The 18,431-nt window shown below is 72.8% G+C and carries 14 protein-coding genes and 1 riboswitch; of the genes, 12 read left to right on the plus strand and 2 right to left on the minus strand.

All coding sequences use genetic code 11. From position 1 onward, the window contains the following. Positions 1-181: 181 nt before the first annotated feature. From LO772_RS28445 to LO772_RS28495, 11 genes are all read left to right on the plus strand, one after another. Positions 182-2,401 (plus strand): NADP-dependent isocitrate dehydrogenase, encoded by a 2,220-nt coding sequence (locus LO772_RS28445; protein ID WP_231774880.1) that lies wholly within the window; start codon positions 182-184, stop codon positions 2,399-2,401. Between the two features lie 285 nt (positions 2,402-2,686). Beyond that, positions 2,687-3,715 carry an N-acetyl-gamma-glutamyl-phosphate reductase gene (argC, locus tag LO772_RS28450; protein ID WP_231774881.1) on the plus strand — a complete coding sequence of 343 codons (1,029 nt, stop codon included), beginning with the start codon at positions 2,687-2,689 and terminating at the stop codon, positions 3,713-3,715. After that, positions 3,712-4,863: a bifunctional glutamate N-acetyltransferase/amino-acid acetyltransferase ArgJ gene (gene argJ, locus LO772_RS28455; protein ID WP_231774882.1), complete on the plus strand. Its 1,152-nt coding sequence runs from the start codon at positions 3,712-3,714 to the stop codon at positions 4,861-4,863. The genes argC and argJ overlap by 4 nt, the downstream gene beginning before the upstream one ends. Next, positions 4,860-5,831 carry an acetylglutamate kinase gene (argB, locus tag LO772_RS28460; RefSeq protein ID WP_443089331.1) on the plus strand — a complete coding sequence of 324 codons (972 nt, stop codon included), beginning with the start codon at positions 4,860-4,862 and terminating at the stop codon, positions 5,829-5,831. Before argJ ends, argB begins: the two co-directional genes overlap by 4 nt. Continuing rightward, a complete protein-coding gene (locus LO772_RS28465) occupies positions 5,828-7,099 on the plus strand; it encodes an acetylornithine transaminase (protein ID WP_269453109.1) in 1,272 nt (423 codons plus the stop codon). Before argB ends, LO772_RS28465 begins: the two co-directional genes overlap by 4 nt. Positions 7,100-7,377: 278 nt before the next feature. Next, positions 7,378-8,013 carry an arginine repressor gene (locus LO772_RS28470; protein ID WP_231774883.1) on the plus strand — a complete coding sequence of 212 codons (636 nt, stop codon included), beginning with the start codon at positions 7,378-7,380 and terminating at the stop codon, positions 8,011-8,013. A 126-nt stretch (positions 8,014-8,139) separates the two neighbouring features. Further along, positions 8,140-9,561 carry an argininosuccinate lyase gene (gene argH / locus LO772_RS28475; RefSeq protein ID WP_231774884.1) on the plus strand — a complete coding sequence of 474 codons (1,422 nt, stop codon included), beginning with the start codon at positions 8,140-8,142 and terminating at the stop codon, positions 9,559-9,561. Positions 9,562-10,389: 828 nt separating this feature from the next. Next, positions 10,390-10,866 carry a GNAT family N-acetyltransferase gene (locus LO772_RS28480; protein ID WP_231774885.1) on the plus strand — a complete coding sequence of 159 codons (477 nt, stop codon included), beginning with the start codon at positions 10,390-10,392 and terminating at the stop codon, positions 10,864-10,866. Positions 10,867-11,412: 546 nt separating this feature from the next. Then, positions 11,413-12,495 (plus strand): methionine ABC transporter ATP-binding protein, encoded by a 1,083-nt coding sequence (locus LO772_RS28485; RefSeq protein ID WP_231774886.1) that lies wholly within the window; start codon positions 11,413-11,415, stop codon positions 12,493-12,495. A 1-nt stretch (position 12,496) separates the two neighbouring features. After that, the gene (locus LO772_RS28490; RefSeq protein ID WP_231774887.1) at positions 12,497-13,168 is read left to right on the plus strand and encodes a methionine ABC transporter permease; all 672 of its coding nucleotides are present in this window, start codon (positions 12,497-12,499) and stop codon (positions 13,166-13,168) included. 45 nt (positions 13,169-13,213) lie between these two features. Next, positions 13,214-14,014, plus strand: a complete 801-nt coding sequence (locus LO772_RS28495; RefSeq protein ID WP_231774888.1) for a MetQ/NlpA family ABC transporter substrate-binding protein — start codon at positions 13,214-13,216, stop codon at positions 14,012-14,014. 29 nt (positions 14,015-14,043) lie between these two features. Here LO772_RS28495 and LO772_RS28500 read toward each other — a convergent pair whose 3' ends face one another. Both LO772_RS28500 and LO772_RS28505 read right to left on the minus strand, forming a co-directional pair. Next, positions 14,044-14,814 (minus strand): class I SAM-dependent methyltransferase, encoded by a 771-nt coding sequence (locus tag LO772_RS28500; RefSeq protein ID WP_231774889.1) that lies wholly within the window; start codon positions 14,812-14,814, stop codon positions 14,044-14,046. Positions 14,815-14,886: 72 nt separating this feature from the next. Further along, entirely contained in the window at positions 14,887-15,876 is a 990-nt protein-coding gene (locus LO772_RS28505; RefSeq protein ID WP_231774890.1) for an alpha/beta hydrolase, read from the minus strand. Between the two features lie 101 nt (positions 15,877-15,977). After that, positions 15,978-16,093: riboswitch (cobalamin riboswitch) on the plus strand. 131 nt (positions 16,094-16,224) lie between these two features. Between LO772_RS28505 and LO772_RS28510 the strand changes: the two genes are divergently transcribed. Next, entirely contained in the window at positions 16,225-18,333 is a 2,109-nt protein-coding gene (locus LO772_RS28510) for a putative cobaltochelatase (RefSeq protein WP_231774891.1), read from the plus strand. The last annotated feature ends 98 nt before the right edge of the window (positions 18,334-18,431 follow it).

Below are 18,431 nucleotides of genomic sequence, written 5' to 3' on the forward strand. Positions count from 1 at the left end.
TCATCATGGCAAAGGTCGCGCTCCGGTCGGCCGCCGCGACGCGCGCCGCGGCACCGGTCGTGGCCCGTCCGTGACACCGGCGCCGGTACCCGGCCGGCTCGGGCAGGGCCCTGTCGAGAAGGGGCCGCGCACGGGATATCTTGATATCGAGCAATGTTGCAGACGTGGAGCGGAGCACCCGGTGACTGACTCGACCATCATCTATACGCACACCGACGAGGCCCCGGCCCTGGCGACGTATTCGTTCCTGCCGGTGGTCCAGGCGTACGCCTCGACGGCGGGCGTCGCGGTGGAGACCCGTGACATCTCGCTCGCGGGGCGGATCATCGCGGTCTTCCCCGAGTACCTCACCGAGGCGCAGCGGCAGCCGGACGCGCTCACCGAGCTGGGCGAGCTGGCCGGGACGCCCGAGGCCAACATCATCAAGCTGCCGAACATCTCCGCGTCGATCCCGCAGCTCAAGGCGGCGATCGCGGAGCTGCGGAGCCAGGGGTACGAGCTTCCCGAGTACCCGGACGACCCCAAGACGGACGAAGAGCGCGACATCCGCGCGCGGTACGACAAGGTCAAGGGCAGCGCGGTCAACCCGGTGCTCCGCGAGGGCAACTCGGACCGCCGCGCCCCCGCGTCGGTCAAGAACTACGCCAAGGCGCACCCGCACCGCATGGGTGCCTGGACGGCGGACTCGAAGACGAACGTCGCGCACATGACGGCGGACGACTTCTGTTCGACCGAGGCCTCCGCCGTCGTCGCGGACGCCGGATCGCTGCGCATCGAACTCGTGGGCGCGGGCGGCAAGACGACGGTGCTGCGCGAGTCCGTACCGGTGCTCGCGGGCGAGGTCGTCGACGCGTCCGTCATGCGCGTCGCGGCGCTGCGCGAGTTCCTGGCGGCGCAGGTCGCCCGGGCGAAGGCCGAGGGCGTGCTGTTCTCGGTGCACCTCAAGGCCACGATGATGAAGGTGTCCGACCCGATCATCTTCGGCCACGTGGTGCGGGTGTTCTTCCCGCAGACGTTCGCCAAGTACGGCGACGCCCTCGCGGCGGCCGGGCTGAACCCCAATGACGGCCTCGGAACGATCCTCGCGGGCCTGGACGGGCTGGCGAACGGCGCCGAGATCAAGGCCTCGTTCGACGCCGAGCTGGCGGCAGGCCCCGAGCTGGCGATGGTCGACTCCGACCGCGGCATCACGAACCTGCACGTCCCGAGCGACGTCATCGTCGACGCGTCGATGCCGGCGATGATCCGCACGTCCGGCCACATGTGGGGCCCGGACGGCGAGGAGGCCGACACGCTCGCGGTGCTCCCGGACAGCAGCTACGCCGGGATCTACCAGGTCGTCATCGACGACTGCCGGGCGAACGGCGCGTACGACCCGGCGACGATGGGCTCCGTGCCGAACGTCGGCCTCATGGCCCAGAAGGCCGAGGAGTACGGCAGCCACGACAAGACCTTCGAGATCGCGGAGGCCGGCACCGTGCGCGTGGTCGACGCGTCCGGCACCGCGGTGCTGGAGCAGCCGGTCGCCGAGGGCGACATCTTCCGCATGTGCCAGACCAAGGACCTGCCGATCCAGGACTGGGTCAAGCTGGCCGTCACGCGGGCGCGGGCCACCGGCAGCCCGGCGGTCTTCTGGCTCGACGAGAACCGCGCGCACGACGCCCGGCTCATCGAGAAGGTCAAGACGTACCTGGCCGAGCACGACACCGAGGGCCTGCGGATCGAGATCCTGGCACCGGTCGACGCGATCGCGTTCTCGCTGGAGCGCATCCGCCGCGGCGAGGACACCATCTCGGTGACCGGCAACGTGCTGCGCGACTACCTCACCGACCTGTTCCCGATCCTGGAGCTGGGCACCAGCGCCAAGATGCTGTCGGTGGTCCCGCTGATGAACGGCGGCGGCCTGTTCGAGACGGGTGCGGGCGGCTCGGCGCCGAAGCACGTGCAGCAGCTCGTCAAGGAGAACTACCTGCGTTGGGACAGCCTCGGCGAGTTCCTCGCGCTGGCGGTGAGCTTCGAGCACCTCGCGCAGACCACCGGCAACGCGCGCGCCCAGGTGCTGGCCGACACGCTCGACCGCGCGACCGGCACGTTCCTCAACGAGAACAAGTCGCCGGCCCGCCGCGTCGGCGGCCTCGACAACCGCGGCAGCCACTTCTACCTCGCGCTGTACTGGGCGCAGGAGTTGGCCGCGCAGAAGGACGACGCGGGTCTCGCGGAGGCTTTCGCGGCACTGGCCAAGACGCTGGCCGAGCAGGAGCAGGCGATCAACGACGAACTGCTCGCGGTGCAGGGCTCCCCGGCGGACATCGGCGGCTACTACCGCCCGGACGCCGCGAAGGCCGCCGCCGTGATGCGCCCGTCCGCGACCTTCAACACGGCGATCGACAGCCTCGGCTGACGCCGTCGGCGCCTGCCGCGTCGCGATCGAGTCGGCGAACCGCCCCCTCCGTCCCGTGCCGGAAGGGGGCGGTTCGGCGTTTCCGCGGAGGTGTGGCGGTCGGGGGGCGTCCGGGGTGATGCGACAATCGGGGCTTATGGGAGCAGTCCGTGCCTCTTGGGGCCGGGTTCTCCCGCGCGCCCTCCTGTGCGGTTGTTCCGGTCGGGGTGTCCGGCGGTTGATGGCCTCGGGGTTTGCATAGAACTTCCGGTGTCCGTATATTCATGCCATCGGGAGGAGGCACCCATGCGGGTCACAGCGGCACTGGCGGGAGCCAGCGGGTATGCCGGCGGAGAGATTTTGCGTCTGCTGCTCGCGCATCCACACATCGAGATCGGCACGCTCACCGCGGGGTCGAACGCCGGGCAGCGCCTCGGCGGGCTCCAGCCGCACTTGGTGCCGCTGGCCGACCGCGTGCTCGCGGAGACGACCGCCGAGACGCTGGCCGGGCACGACGTCGTGTTCCTGGCGTTGCCCCACGGGCAGTCCGCGCCGATCGCCGAGCAATTGGGCGACGACGTGCTCGTCGTCGACTGCGGTGCCGACTTCCGGCTCACCAGCGCGGCCGAGTGGGAGCACTTCTACGGGTCCGCACACGCCGGCACCTGGCCGTACGGTCTCCCCGAGTTGCCCGGCGCACGCGGCCGCCTGCACGGTACGAAGCGGATCGCCGTGCCGGGCTGCTATCCCACGGTGTCGCTCCTCAGCTGCGTCCCGGCGTTCGCGGCCGGGCTGGTCGAGCCCGAGGTCGTGATCGTCGCGGCGTCGGGCACCTCGGGCGCGGGCAAGACGCCGAAGACCCACCTGCTGGGCAGCGAGGTCATGGGATCGGCGAGCGCGTACGGCGTGGGCGGGGTGCACCGGCACACCCCCGAGATCGGCCAGGGGCTCACCGAGGCCGCCGGTGCGCCGGTCACGGTGTCGTTCACACCGACGCTGGTCCCGATGCCGCGGGGCATCCTGGCGACGTGTTCGGCCCGGATCAGACCGGGAGTCACCGCCGCCCAGGTGCGCGAGGCGTACGACAAGGCCTACGCGGCCGAACCGTTCGTGCACCTGCTGCCCGAGGGCCAGTGGCCCGCGACGGCGATGGTGTACGGCGCCAACACCGCGTTGATCCAGGTCACCGTCGACGAGCGGGCCGGTCGCCTGGTGGCGGTCGGTGCGATCGACAACCTCGCGAAGGGCACGGCCGGCGGCGCCGTGCAGAGCATGAACATCGCCCTCGGGATCGCCGAGGAGCTGGGGCTGAGCAAGACGGGGGTGGCGCCGTGAGTGTGACCGCAGCCAAGGGATTCCGTGCCGCGGGCGTCGCCGCGGGGCTCAAGACGACGGGTGCGCCCGACGTCGCGCTCGTCGTCAACGACGGGCCGTCGCAGGCCGCGGCCGGGGTCTTCACCTCCAACCGCGTCCAGGCCGCGCCGGTGCTGTGGTCGCGCCAGGTGCTCACCGGCGGGCGCCTCCAGGCGGTCGTCCTCAACTCGGCGGGCGCCAACGCGTGCACCGGGCCGGAGGGATTCCAGAACACGCACAAGACCGCCGAGCGGGTGGCGGCGGAGCTCGGGCTGAACTCCGGTGAGGTCGCGGTGTGTTCGACCGGCCTGATCGGGCTGCAACTGCCGATGGACAAACTGCTGCCGGGCGTCGACAAGGCCGCGGCGGAACTGTCCGCCGACGGCGGCGAGGCCGCCGCCAAGGCCATCATGACCACCGACACCGTGCACAAGGTGGCCACCGCGGGCGGCCTCGGGTGGACGGTCGGCGGCATGGCGAAGGGCGCGGGCATGCTCGCCCCCGGCCTGGCCACCATGCTCGTCGTCCTCACCACCGACGCCGACGTCCCGGCCGAGGAGTTGGACGCCGCGCTGCGCGCGGCCACCCGCACGACATTCGACCGGATCGATTCCGACGGGTGCATGTCGACCAACGACACCGTGCTCCTGCTGGCGTCCGGAGCGTCCGGGGTCGCGCCCGACCCGGCGGAGTTCGCCGAGGCGGTGCGCACGGTCTGCGCCGAGCTGGCACGCGTGCTGATCGGCGACGCCGAGGGAGCGAGCAAAGACATCGCGATCGACGTCGTGGCCGCGGCGTCCGAGGACGACGCGCTCGACGTCGCCCGCTCCATCGCCCGCAACAACCTGCTCAAGTGCGCCGTCCACGGCGAGGACCCCAACTGGGGCCGGGTGCTGTCCGCGATCGGCACCACCGCCGCGGTATTCGACCCCGACCGTCTCGACGTCGCGATCAACGGCGTGTGGGTCTGCCGGGGCGGTGCGGTGGGCGACGACCGCGACCTGGTCGACATGACCGGCCGCGAGGTGCGCATCACCGCACGGCTCAACGCCGGCGACCACGCGGTCACCGTGTGGACGAACGACCTGACCGCGGACTACGTCCACGAGAACTCGGCGTACTCGTCATGACCGCCGAAGCCGGCACCAACTCCGGGGGGAACACGGTGAAGACCGAGTCCGTAGGCAAGGCGATCCGGGCCGCGCGGCACAAAGTGGCGCTCGGCAAGGCGCACACGCTCATCGAGGCACTGCCGTGGCTCGGGCACTACTACGGCAAGACCGTCGTCATCAAATTCGGCGGCAACGCGATGGTGGACGACGAGCTCAAGCGGGCTTTCGCGCAGGACGTCGTCTTCCTGCGGTTCGCCGGTCTCAAGCCGGTCGTCGTGCACGGCGGCGGCCCGCAGATCAGCGCGCACCTGAACCGGCTCGGCCTGGAGTCCACCTTCGCGGGCGGGCTGAGGGTCACCACGCCGGAGGCGATGGACGTCGTGCGCATGGTCCTCGCCGGCCAGGTGCAGCGCGAGATCGTCGGCCTCATCAACGAGCACGGCCCGTTCGCGGTCGGCATGACCGGCGAGGACGCCCACACCATGACGGCCGAGAAGCGGCACGCCGTGGTCGACGGCAAGCAGGTCGACATCGGCCTGGTCGGCGATGTCGTCGAGGTCGACCCGGGCGCGATCACGGCACTGCTGGACGACGGGCGGATCCCGGTGATCTCGTCCGTGGCCCGCGGCACGGACGGGCACGTGTACAACGTCAACGCCGACACCGCCGCCGCCGCGCTCGCCGCCGCCGTCCAGGCCGAGCGCCTGGTCGTCCTCACCGATGTCGAAGGGCTGTACGCCGACTGGCCGCACAGCGACGAGGTCATCAGCCGGCTCGACGCCGACGAACTGGCCGCGATGCTGCCGACGCTGTCGAGCGGCATGGTGCCCAAGATGGAGGGCTGCCTGCGCGCCGTCCAGGCCGGCGTCAAGGCGGCCCACGTCCTCGACGGCCGGGTCGCGCACTCGCTGCTGCTCGAAGTGTTCACCGACGAGGGCATCGGGACGATGGTCGTCCCGTCGCAGGACAAGGAGGCGGACGCATGACCGGGAAGGACACGGTCGAGCCCGGCACGGGAACGGGGACGACGGGCTCCGCGGCACCGGCCGGGCCCGGCAACGCCGAGTACCGGCGGCGCTGGGGCGGGGCCCTGATGCCGTCGCTGGGGCAGCCCGAACTGGCGCTGGTGTCCGGTCGGGGCGCCCATGTCACCGACGCCGACGGCCGCGCGTACACCGACTTCCTGTCGGGGGTCGCGGTCAACGCGCTCGGGCATGCCCATCCCGCGATCGTGGAGGCCGTCACCACGCAGATCTCGACCGTCGGCCACGTCTCGAACCTGTTCATCTCGACGCGGGCCGTCGACCTCGCGGAGCGCATCCTCGGCCTGACCGGCCGCGACGGCCGGGTGTTCTTCTGCAATTCGGGTGCCGAGGCCAACGAGGCGGCCTTCAAGGTCGCCCGCAGGACCGGGCGTCCTCACGTCGTCACCGCCGAGGGCTCGTTCCACGGGCGCACGATGGGCGCCCTCGCCCTCACCGGCCAGGCCGGCAAGCGCGACGGCTTCGAGCCGCTGCCCGGCGGGGTCACCTACGTGCCGTTCGGCGACATCGACGCTCTCGACGCCGCGGTCACCGACCAGACCGCTGCCGTGCTCCTGGAGCCCATCCAGGGCGAGTACGGAGTGCGTCCGCTGCCGCCCGGCTACCTCAAGCGGGCGCGGGAGATCACCGCCGAGCGCGGCGCGCTGCTCATGCTCGACGAGGTCCAGACCGGCACCGGGCGCACCGGCTATTGGTTCGCCCACCAGGACCCGTACTTCGAGGGGGCCCTCCCCGATGTCATGACCCTCGCGAAGGGCCTCGGCGGCGGGCTGCCGCTGGGAGCGTGCGTCGCGTTCGGGGCCGCGGCCGAGTTGCTGGCGCCGGGGCAACACGCGTCCACCTTCGGCGGCAACCCGGTGTGCTGCGCGGCGGGCCTGGCGGTGCTCGACACGATCGAGAAGGACGGGCTGCTGGAACGCACGCGCGCGCTCGGCGTGAACCTCGCCGCCGCGGTCGAGCAACTCGGGCACCCGCTCGTCGAACACGTGCGCGGGGCAGGGCTGTTGCTCGGTATCGTGCTGACCGCACCCGTCGCCGGCCAGGTCGCCGCCGTCGCGTGTGACGCGGGTTTCCTCGTCAACGCGGTCGCTCCCGATGTCATCAGGCTCGCCCCACCCCTCGTGGTCGGCGACGACGACATCGACGCGCTGGTCGCGGCACTTCCGAAGATCCTCGACACGGTTTCCGCGGAGCCCGCTCCGACACCGTGAACGCGGAGGTTCGCCGGTTCGTGCCAAGGGCGGTGGCCTTCCGCGTACGCACGCGGGGTACACGGGTACGGCGACGTCGGCGGCACGGTGGAAAGAGGCCGTCGGCGGCGGTCCGGGGCGCGACCCGCGGCCGACGGACGACGACAGCGGCGGACCTTCCGGTCCCAGTTTCAGGAGGCAACCGACCATGACCCTCGGGGAAGTCCGCACCGGCTCCGCACGCCTGCGGCGAGCCGGCCGGTCCGGGCCGCGACGAGCCCGAAGGTAGGCGAGACGTCATGCGCAGCAACGAGCAGGACATCATGCCCGGCCCGGCGCCCGAAGGCGTGTACGCGGTGCCCAGCACCCGCACCGCGCGGCACCGGCGGATCGTGGACATTCTGACCCGGCACCGGATCAGATCCCAGGGCCAGCTTGCCCGCATGCTCGCCGACGACGGCCTCGCCGTCACCCAGGCCACCCTCTCGCGGGACTTGGACGAGCTGGGGGCGGTCAAGATTCGCGACGGGGAAGGCGCGCTGATCTACGCCGTCCCCGCGGAGGGGGGCGACCGCACGCCGCGCCCGCCGCTCGACGACACGGTGAGCGAGGGCAGGCTCGCCCGCCTCGCGGCCGAGCTGCTGGTGTCCGCGGAGGCCTCCGGGAACCTCGTGGTGGTACGGACCCCGCCGGGGGCCGCGCAGTTCCTCGCCTCGGCGATGGACCACGCCGAGACCCGCGAAGTGCTCGGCACCATCGCGGGCGACGACACGATCCTCATGGTGTGCCGCGATCCGGAGGGCGGTGCCGCACTGGTCGCCCACCTGATCTCCCTCGCCGAGGGCCGACCCCTGCCGGCCCACCCCGCGCCCGGCGAGACGCCAGAGGGGGAGGCGCCGGGCGGGGAGTCCGAGCCCGGGGGAGGCCGCGACTGAGGAGACGGCGGGCGGCCGGCTCGGCGGGCGGCCAGTAGGTTGGCGGCGTTGGCGTGGCGGGACGAGTCGTAGCGGACGTGTCGTGCGCGCCATGTCCGGATCGGTACCAGGGAGAAGGCAACACACGTGACGAACGAGCAGGAGACCACCCGCCTGTGGGGCGGCCGGTTCTCCGACGGCCCGAGCGAGGCGCTGGCGAAGCTGTCGGCGTCGGTTCATTTCGACTGGCGGCTCGCGCCGTACGACATCGCGGGCTCGCGTGCGCACGCCCGCGTGCTGCACAAAGCCGGGCTGCTGACCGATGACGAGCTGACCCGGATGCTGGAGGGCCTCGACCGGTTGGAGGCCGACGTCGCCGCCGGCACGTTCACCGCCACGATCGAGGACGAGGACGTCCACACCGCCCTCGAACGCGGTCTGCTGGAACGCCTCGGCCCCGACCTCGGCGGCAAGCTGCGCGCCGGGCGCTCGCGGAACGACCAGATCGCCACACTCGGCCGGATGTACCTGCGCGACCACGGCCGGGTGATCGGCGGGCTGCTGGCCGATCTCCAGCAGGCGCTGGTCGACCAGGCCGACGCGAACCTGGACGTCGCGATGCCCGGGCGCACCCACCTCCAGCACGCCCAGCCGGTGCTGCTGGCGCACCATCTCCTCGCGCACGTCCAGGCGTTCGCGCGGGACGCGGAGCGGTTGCGGGACTGGGACCGGCGGGCCGACGTGTCGGCCTACGGCTCGGGGGCGCTGGCCGGGTCGTCGCTCGGGCTCGACCCCGAGGCCGTGGCCCGGGATCTGGGCTTCTCGGCGTCGGCGGCCAACTCGATCGACGGCACGGCGAGCCGGGACTTCGCCGCCGAGTTCGCGTTCGTCACCGCGATGCTCGGGGTCAACCTGTCGCGGCTCGCGGAAGAGATCATCATCTGGAACACGAAGGAGTTCTCCTTCGTCGACCTGCACGACGCGTACTCCACGGGCTCGTCGATCATGCCGCAGAAGAAGAACCCGGACATCGCGGAGTTGGCGCGCGGCAAGTCCGGTCGGCTGCTCGGCAACCTCACGGGGCTGATGGCCACGCTCAAGGCCCTGCCGCTCGCGTACAACCGCGACCTCCAGGAGGACAAGGAGCCTGTCTTCGACAGCATCGACACGCTCGAAGTGCTGTTGCCGGCGTTCACCGGCATGGTCGCGACGCTGCGCTTCCGTCGTGAACGCCTCGAAGAACTGGCCCCGGCCGGTTTCTCGCTCGCGACCGACATCGCGGAGTGGCTGGTCAAGCAGGGCACCCCGTTCCGGGTCGCGCACGAGGTCGCCGGCGCGTGCGTCAAGTACTGCGAGCCGCGCGGGCTGGAGCTGTGGGATCTCAGCGATGCGCAACTGGCGGAGATTTCCCCCGAGTTGCGTCCGGAGGTGCGCGGTGTGCTGACGGTGCTCGGCTCGATCGGCTCCCGTGACGGGCGCGGCGGTACGGCTCCCGCCCGGGTCGTCGAGCAGCTTGCGGGGCTCCGCGACAACCTCAAGGCGCAGCGCGCGTGGGCGGAGCACGGCTGAACGCGCTGCCCGGCGACGACGACAACCGCGGTAACGGCCCGGCACCCGGGGAACGGGGCCGGGCCGTCGCCTGGCGGGTCACGAAGCGATGAGGGCGCCCAGTACCCGACGTGTGTGAGGCTGGTGCCGGTGGCGTCGTGGACCAACGCGCCGTGGCCGGTGAATTCGCCCGGCTCGACGTCGAACGCGTAGTCCTCGGCCGCGCCTTGGTGGCGGGCGGTGTCACCGACGCGGGCGGGTGAGGGCGAGGGCGCCCATCGCCTCGCCAACTCCCCGCCGCGCTGTGTGTGTTCGCCGGGCCCGGCCGTCGAGCGGGTCCGGGGCGTCCGGAAGTCGATCACGTGGGTGGGCCGGGGCAAGGTGTCCTGGTGTGTGGTGTGTTCGGGACGATCCGGTCGGCTGGGCGCCGGTGTTCCGGCCGTCGCGGACGATGTCCGTCCCTGCGCTACCGAGCCGCGCCTGAGCCCCGGCATCCGGGATGATGCGATGGATCGTCAGGTTGCGGTGGCGGCACGCGTGGTGCCCTTTCCGCGGTCGCTCCGGGAGTGCGGGGCCTCGTTCCGGCACCGGCGCTCCGGCGTGCGAGCCGTGCGCGCGGGGCTTGGCCGCGGAATGTGGGTGTGCCGTGCGTTCGCACCCGGGTAGAAGAACCGGAAAAGCCGTGTGGAACAGTGACGGAACACAGGGCTGCGGGCGTGTGACGTACGTCGCCCGAGCACAGTTCAGCACCGCGCACGGCGATCAGGGCGATCAGGGCCCGTGCCGTCGGGGGGCGCCGGGCCGGCGTCTCCCGGCCGCACGCGCCCACGGGTACACAGGGAGTACCAAATGGGGCAGAACGTACGGATCGATACGGCGGACGTAGCCGACGCCGAGCAAATCCTGAAGTTGCAGTACCTCTGCTACCAGGGCGAAGCCGCCCTCTACAACGACTTCGGCATCGAGCCGCTGACGCAGTCGCTCGCGAGCCTGCGCGCCGAGTTCGACACCCACACCGTGCTGGTCGCGCGCCTCGGCGCCGAGGTCGTCGGGTCGGTCCGCGGCGTCGTCGACGGCGGTGTGGCCCGTATCGGCCGGCTCGTCGTGCACCCGCGCCTGCAGGGCCACGGCCTGGGCACGCGGCTGCTGGGCAGCCTGGAGAAGCGGTTCGCGCACGCGGACTCGTTCGAGCTGTTCACCGGCCACCGCAGCGACGACAACCTGCGGCTCTACGCGCGGCTCGGGTACGCGGCCGACCGCGTCGAGCGCGTCGGTCCGCGCATGAGCCTGGTCTACCTCACCAAGTCGGCGGCGCTGGCCGCCTGACGGGCCGCGACTCCTCCCGGGCGGGCTCCCTCGGACCGCCCGGATCCCCGGCTCCTCGGGGTCCGTCCCCGCGGCGGACCCCGGGCGGCGGCCCGGCGCGGCTTCCCTCGGCCGCATCCGTGCCACACGCCGTTCACACCTTGGAAACAACTTGAGACAGCCCCGACAGCCTGCGAAGCCATGGCTGCCGGGGCTCTTCACTGGGGATATCGGTTCCCACGGCGGCCCGCGTCTGCTTTAATCGCCCGCATGGTCACCACGGCACACACGCGCACGGTCGAGGCTCCCGCCCCGACGGGCCGCTGTCTGTGTCGCCCGGGCGCGCGATCTCGTACGGGCCGTTCCTGTCGCGCGTGTGGCGGGGATCACATGCGCCCCGGCCGTCGAATGTGCGGCTGCTGAGGCCCTGAGCCCGGCCCGGATGAGCGCCCCCGTACGAGGCGGCGCCCCGGAGACGCCTGTCGACCTCCGCCCCTTCCGCCGCGCACGGCGGCGCCGGCTCGCGCCCTCTCGTGCCCGGCGGTCCACACGCCCCAGGAACCCACGGTGATCCGTACCCACGCCCTGACCAAGGTCTTCCGCTCCCGAGGCCGCGAGGTGTCCGCGCTCCGGCGCGTGGACCTCACCGTGGCCGAGGGCGAGATCTTCGGCGTACTCGGACGCAGCGGCGCCGGCAAGAGCACCTTGGTCCGCTGCGTGAACCTCCTCGAACGCCCCACGTCGGGCACCGTCGAGGTCGGCGGCCGGGAGCTCACCGCGCTGTCGGCGCGCGACCTGCGGGCCGAACGGCGGCGCATCGGCATGATCTTCCAGCACTTCAACCTGCTGTCGAGCCGCGATGTCGCGGGCAACGTCGCGGTGCCACTGGAGATCGCCGGGGTCGGCCGGGCCGAGCGGCGGCGCAAGGTCGGCGAACTGCTGGAGCTGGTGGGTCTCGACCGGCACGCCAACGCGTACCCCGCGCAGTTGTCCGGCGGTCAGAAGCAGCGCGTCGGCATCGCCCGGGCGCTGGCCAACGACCCGCGCGTGCTGCTGTGCGACGAGGCCACCTCCGCACTCGACCCAGAGACGACCCGGACGATCCTCGACCTGCTGCGTGAGCTACGCGCGTCGCTCGGGCTGACGATCCTGCTGATCACCCACGAAATGGACGTCGTCAAGAGCATCTGCGACTCGGCCGCGCTCATGGAGGACGGCCGGGTGACCGAATCCGGGACCGTCGCCGACCTGCTGACCCGCCCCGACTCGCGGCTCGCCCGCGACATGTTCCCCCTCGGCCGGCACACCCCGGACGCGGGCGCGGCCACGGTGGTCGACGTCACCTTTCGCGGTGCCGAGACCGCCGGGCCCTTCCTGTCGACGCTCGCCCGCACCCACGGCGTCGACGCCCGCATCCTCAGCGCGTCCGTCGAAACCGTCGGCGGACGCCAGGTCGGCCGCATGCGGATCGCGCTCGACGGTACGGCCGAGCACAACAAGGCCCCGCTCGGCTTCCTGCGCGCGCAAGGCCTCGGCGTCGACGTCCGCGAGACCGGCGGCCCGGCCACCGCACCGGGCGTCCCCGCCGTCTCCCCGGCCGGACCCGGCGCCGCCGGGACGCCCACCGAACCCCTCGCCGAGGAGGTCTGACATGCCCTGGGACGAACTGCGCCCGCTCCTGTGGACCGCCTCCCAGGAGACGTTCTCGATGGTCGGCTGGACGATGCTGTTCACCGTCGCGGTCGGCCTGCCGCTCGGGGTCCTGCTGGTGCTGACCGACAAGGGCGGACTGCTGGCCTTCGCGCCGGTCAACAAGGTCCTCGGGTTCGTCGTCAACGTCGGCCGGTCGTTCCCCTTCCTCATCCTGCTGGTCGCCCTGATCCCGTTCACCCGCTGGGTCATGGGCCTGTTCGGCCAGGCCACCGCGATCGGCACCGACGCCATGGTCGTGCCGCTCACCGTCGGGGCGATCCCGTTCTTCGCGCGCCTGGTCGAGACGTCCGTACGCGAGGTCGACCGCGGCCTGGTCGAGGCCGCGCAGGCGATGGGCGCGTCCGTCCCCGTGATCGTGCGCAAGGTCCTGGTCCGCGAGGCCCTGCCGTCGCTGGTGTCCGGATTCACCGTGACCGTCATCGCGGTCATCGGCTACTCCGCGATGGCCGGCGTGATCGGCGCGGGCGGCCTCGGCGACCTGGCCATTCGCTACGGCTACAAGAACTTCGACGACCGGACGATGCTCGTGACCGTCGTCGTCCTGATCGTCATCGTCCAAGCGGTCCAGCTCATCGGCGACTTCGTGGCACGCCGCCTGAGCCACCGCTGAACTCCCCACCCAGCCCCCGAAGTCCCCCACAAGAAAGGCACGTTCGTGCGCAAGATCATCGCTCTCGCGGCCGTCGGAACCCTCGCTCTCGGCCTCGCCGCCTGCTCGGACGACTCCGGCGACTCCGACAGCCTCAAGGTGGCCGCCTCGGCGGTGCCGCACGCGCAGATCCTCGAGTACATCAAGGACAACCTCGCCGCCGCCGAGGGGCTCAAGCTCGACATCAAGGTGTTCGACGACTACGCCCTGCAGAACCCGGCCCTCGACGACGGCAGCGTGGACGCCAACTACTTCCAGCACAAGCCGTATCTCGACCAGTACAACACCGAGAACAAGAAGGACCTCGTCCCCGTCACCCCCGTGCACCTCGAACCGCTCGGCGTGTACTCGAAGAAGAACAAGGCGCTCACCGACCTCAAGGACGGCGCGACCATATCCTTCCCGAACGACGCCACCAACGCCGGGCGCGCCCTCAGACTCCTCGCCGACAACGGCCTCATCACGCTCAAGGACGGCGTCGGTGTCAACGCCACCGAGCGGGACGTCGTCGGCAACCCCAAGAAGCTCACGTTCAAGGCGCTGGACGCCGAGCAACTGCCGCGCACCCTCGACGACGTCGACGCCGCGGTGATCAACGGCAACTACGCCCTCCAGGCCAACCTGAGCGCCAAGGACGCCCTGGCCCTGGAGAAGGCCGAGGGCAACCCGTACGCGAACCTCCTCGTGGTCAAGAAGGGCCACGAGAACGACGAGGACGTGCTGAAGCTGAAGAAACTGCTCAACTCGCCCGAGGTGAAGAAGTACATCGAGGACGAGTTCCAGGGCTCGGTACTCCCCGCGTTCTGACCGTGGCACGAACGGCCCCCGCGCGCACGTCAGTTGATGCGCACGGTCCAGTACACGTCCGTCACGTACGGCAGTTCGAGCCGGTCCCGGCCGCGCGTCTCCGGGTGCCCGTCGAGCACGTCCTCGACCTCCCGCCGGACGCGCGCCCGGTCCGGCTCCTCCAGGCCGGAGACGCCGCGGCTCGACAGCACCCGGTCGATCACCGCGGCCCGGGACACGCCGTGCGGATTGGCGAAGTGCCGCTCGCGGACCGGGCCCCAGCCCGGCCGCGCCTCCAACGTCTCACGCCAGGCGCCCGCGTGCCGGTCGGGGGACGCCGGGGGCGTGTGCCGGGCGAGCACGTCCCGGTACGCGCGGACCCACGGCACGGCCTCGTCGCACGTGTTCCACACCAGCCCGAGCCCGCCGCCCGGGGCGAGCACGTGTTCGACCTCGGCGAGCGCCGCTCCGGTGTCGAACCAGTGCCACGCCTGCGCCGCCACCACGGCGTCCGCCGAACCACCCGCCAGACCGGTGTGCTCGGCCGTGCCGTCCGCGACCGTCACCGACGGCAGGAGATCGGCCAGCCGCCCGCGGCTCGCCGCGACCGGCTCCACCGCGACCACCCGCGCGCCCGTGAGCGCCAGCAGGCGCGTGAACAGCCCCGTCCCGGCGCCGAGATCGACCACGGTCCGCCCCGCGCCGAGCGCCAGCGCGTCGGCCAGCTCGGCCAGGGCGGTCAACGGATAGGAGGGGCAGGCGCGTTCCCGCGCCCCGTCAGAGCGCCGGCTGCCGGTGTCCGCGACCTCGTGAGCCCCCACGCGGCGACGCTAGCAGCCCGGACACGGCCGTAGTCCCCGGTGGGACGGATTTTTCGACCTCGTCCCCGGGTGTTAACCCGAGGGGGTGGCCGACTTGGCGGACGTCGCCAGATACGCGCCGATCCAACGCCGCAATTCGCCGAACACCCGGTCGCGCACCGGAGCGCCCGACAGCACCAGGTCGTGCATCCCGCCCTCGATCCGCACGATCGTGACGTGGCGGCCCAGCCTCGGCGCCAGCAGCGCGATGCGGTTCGCGTCCAGGACCGCGTCCGCGTGGTGCAGCGCCTCGCTCCACACGCGGCCGTCGACACTCGCCGCCGACGCCATCACCAGCACCGGGACGTCGATCGCCAGCCCGCGCGCCACCGCGCGGTGGCCCCGGTGCACGGCGGCCACCCAACCCGCGTACGCCGGCAGCCCCGCGAGCGACTTCCACTCCGTGTCGAACGCCCACTCCCCATGGTGGTCCCGGTGCAGGCTCTGCCCGTAGCCGCCGCCCAGCGCGCCCGGGACCGGCCGCTGCGCCACGTAGTGCCGGGCCGCGTGCACCGCCCGCACCCCGACCGTCCGCGTCACCAGCGGCGCGTTCAGGTCCAGGAACGGGCTGTTCAGGAACAGCCCGTCGACCACGCCGCGCCCGGCGCGGTGGTGCGCCCACAGCGCGGTGACCAGCCCGCCCGTCGAGTGCCCGTTGACCAGCAGCACGTCGTGGCCCTCGACCTCCTTGACCACCCGGGCCGCCTCGTCCAGTTCCTCGGCGTAGCGCCCCAGGTCGTCGATGTAGTTGGTGAGCCGGTGGGGCCGCAGCGAACGGCCATACGAGCGCAGGTCGAGCGCGTAGAAGTCGAAGCCGAGGCCGGTGTGGAAGTCGGCCAGGTGGGTCTGGAAGAAGTAGTCGTTGAACCCGTGCACATACAGCACCGCGCGCCGGGTCGGGGCGTCCGCGCGGCGCCGCACGAGGGTGGCGACGGCAGGCCCCTCCGCGTCGTCGCGCAGCGTCAGAGTCGTGGCTTCGAAGCCGCCGCCGAGGATGTCGGGGGCGTACACCGGGTCTCCCATGGGCGGTCAGTCTGCCAGCGCCCGCCCGCGCGGAAGCGCAGGCCCGGGCCGTGTGGGGGTGGCTCGTGGGCCGTGTGAGAGGCTGTCGCCCGACAGCGGGGAAGGAATCCGGTCGAAGCCGGAGCGGTCCCGCCACTGTGACCGGGCGACCGATCCCGCGAACACCCCGTCCCCACGGGAGCGTTCGCCGGGTGCGTCGCCCGGGAGCCAGACACTTCCGGCTGTCCGGGGCCGTGCCGCGGCCCTGCCACCGACCAGGGCGTGGACACCCGAGGGAGGCCGACAGCCGATGTCGCCGCGCACGAGGCCGAATCCGGCCCGCCGTTTCCGCAGCCCGGCGGGTGCCCGATGAGCGCCGGCTACCCCTTCTCCGCGATCGTCGGCCTGGCCGACCTGCGGCTCGCGCTGCTGCTCAACGCGGTCTCGCCCGGCGTCGGCGGCGTGCTGGTCCGCGGCGAGAAGGGCACCGCGAAGTCGACGATGGTCCGGGCGCTCGCCGCGCTGCTCCCCGATACCGACACGGTCTGCGGCTGCCGCTTCGCGTGCGACCCGGCCGCCCCCGACCCCGCGTGCCCCGACGGCCCGCACGACCCGTCCGCCTCCGGCGAGACCCGGCGCGCGCGGCTGGTCGAACTCCCGGTCGGCGCGACCGAGGACCGCCTCGTCGGCGCGCTCGACCTGGAGCGGGCGCTGGCCGAGGGCGTCAAGGCGTACGAGCCCGGTCTGCTCGCGGCGGCGCACCGCGGCGTGCTGTACGTCGACGAGGTCAACCTGCTGCACGACCACCTGGTCGACCTGCTTCTGGACGCCGCCGCGATGGGCACCGCGCACGTCGAACGCGAGGGCGTCTCGGTACGGCACGCCGCGCGCTTCCTGCTCGTCGGCACGATGAACCCCGAAGAGGGCGAGCTGCGCCCGCAGTTGCTCGACCGATTCGGCCTCACCGTCGAGGTGGCCGCGAGCCGCGAGCCGCGCGAACGCGCCGAGGTCGTGCGCCGGAGGCTCGCCTACGAGGCCGACCCCGAGGGGTTCGCACGGCGCTGGGCGGCCGAGGACGCCGGACTCGCCGCGCGCATCGTGCGCGCCCGCGGTGTGCTGCCCGAGGTCACGCTGCCCGACGCCGAGTTGGAACGGGTCGCCCGGGTCTGCGCGGCGTTCGAGGTGGACGGCCTGCGTGCCGACCTGGTCACCGCGCGGACCGCGATCGCCCTCGCGGCGTGGCACGGCCGCACCGAGGTCGACGCGTCCGACGTGCGCCGGGCCGCGCAGCTCGCGCTGCCGCACCGCCGCCGCCGCAACCCCTTCGACGCTCCCGGGCTCGACCACGACAAGCTCGACGAGGCGCTCGAGGACGAGCCCGAGCCCGAGGAGCCCGAGCCCGAGGAGCCCGGACCCGGCGCGCCCGGCCCGTCGGCCGGACCGGGCGACGACGAACCCGATCCGGACCCCGACGGCCCGGGCACCCCCGGGCCGCGCGGCGGACGGGACGACCGCGCCCCGCGACCCCGCACACCCGCCGAGACCGAGCGGGAGCCGGGGACCGACCGGTCCGACGGCCGGACCGGACCGGCCGCCGAACACCCGTCGGCCGCCGCCGAGCCCGCCCCGGCCGCAGCCGCTGCCGCCGACCAACCGGCCGTGGCCGCCGCCGAGCCGTTCCGGACCCGCCTGATCGCCGTCCCCGGCCTCGGCCAGGGCGCCGCCGGCCGCCGCTCGCGCGCCGAGACCGGTATCGGCCGCACGACCGGGGAGCGTCGCCCGGTCGGCGGCCGGACCACCCGACCGCACCTCGTCGGCACGGTCCGCGCGGCGGCACCGCACCAGCGGGCCCGCGGCCGGTCGGGGCCCGGCCTGGTCGTCCGGCGCGACGACATCCGCGAGGCGGTGCGCGAGGGCCGTGAGGGCAACCTCGTGCTGTTCGTCGTCGACGCGTCCGGGTCGATGGCCGCGCGGGCCCGCATGCGCACGGTCAAGGGCGCCGTGCTGTCCCTCCTGCTGGACGCCTACCAGCGCCGCGACAAAGTCGGCCTGGTCACGTTCCGGGGAGCGGGCGCCGAACTGGCCCTGCCGCCCACGTCGTCGGTCGAAGCCGGAGCGGCGCGGCTCGCGGCGCTGCCCACGGGCGGGCGCACTCCGCTCGCGGCGGGCCTGCTGCGCGCGTACGAGGCGCTGCGCGTCGAGCGGCTGCGTGATCCGCGGCGGCGACCACTGCTGGTCGTGGTCACCGACGGCCGCGCGACGCACGGACGCGACCCGCTCGGCGAGGCCCGGCGCGCGGCGGGCCTGCTCGCGACGTCCGGCGTCGCAGCCGTCGTGGTGGACTGCGAAAACGGCCCGGTCCGGCTCGGATTGGCCGCGCGGCTGGCCGCCGACCTGGCCGGCCCGGTCCTCGGCCTGGCCGACCTGGCGACCGACGGGCTCGCCGGGCTCGTCCGCGACCTGCGTGCCGCGAGCTGACGTGACGTCATAAGCGCGCCCTCGGCTGACGCCCCATCGGAGGCGCCCGGCCGGCCGGGCGCGCCGTGTGCCCGCCCTCCCACCGAGTCCACGAGGAG

Source organism: Yinghuangia sp. ASG 101, assembly GCF_021165735.1.
Lineage (GTDB): Bacteria > Actinomycetota > Actinomycetes > Streptomycetales > Streptomycetaceae > Yinghuangia.

What these genes read in the sequence shown, in the direction of transcription:
- argC (WP_231774881.1), top strand. Translation starts at nt 2,687, where the DNA reads ATGCGGGTCACAGCGGCACTGGCGGGAGCCAGCGGGTATGCCGGCGGA.
- argB (WP_443089331.1), top strand. Translation starts at nt 4,860, where the DNA reads ATGACCGCCGAAGCCGGCACCAACTCCGGGGGGAACACGGTGAAGACC.
- LO772_RS28465 (WP_269453109.1), top strand. Translation starts at nt 5,828, where the DNA reads ATGACCGGGAAGGACACGGTCGAGCCCGGCACGGGAACGGGGACGACG.
- LO772_RS28470 (WP_231774883.1), top strand. Translation starts at nt 7,378, where the DNA reads ATGCGCAGCAACGAGCAGGACATCATGCCCGGCCCGGCGCCCGAAGGC.
- LO772_RS28480 (WP_231774885.1), top strand. Translation starts at nt 10,390, where the DNA reads ATGGGGCAGAACGTACGGATCGATACGGCGGACGTAGCCGACGCCGAG.
- LO772_RS28490 (WP_231774887.1), top strand. Translation starts at nt 12,497, where the DNA reads ATGCCCTGGGACGAACTGCGCCCGCTCCTGTGGACCGCCTCCCAGGAG.
- LO772_RS28505 (WP_231774890.1), bottom strand. Translation starts at nt 15,876, where the DNA reads ATGGGAGACCCGGTGTACGCCCCCGACATCCTCGGCGGCGGCTTCGAA.
- LO772_RS28510 (WP_231774891.1), top strand. Translation starts at nt 16,225, where the DNA reads ATGAGCGCCGGCTACCCCTTCTCCGCGATCGTCGGCCTGGCCGACCTG.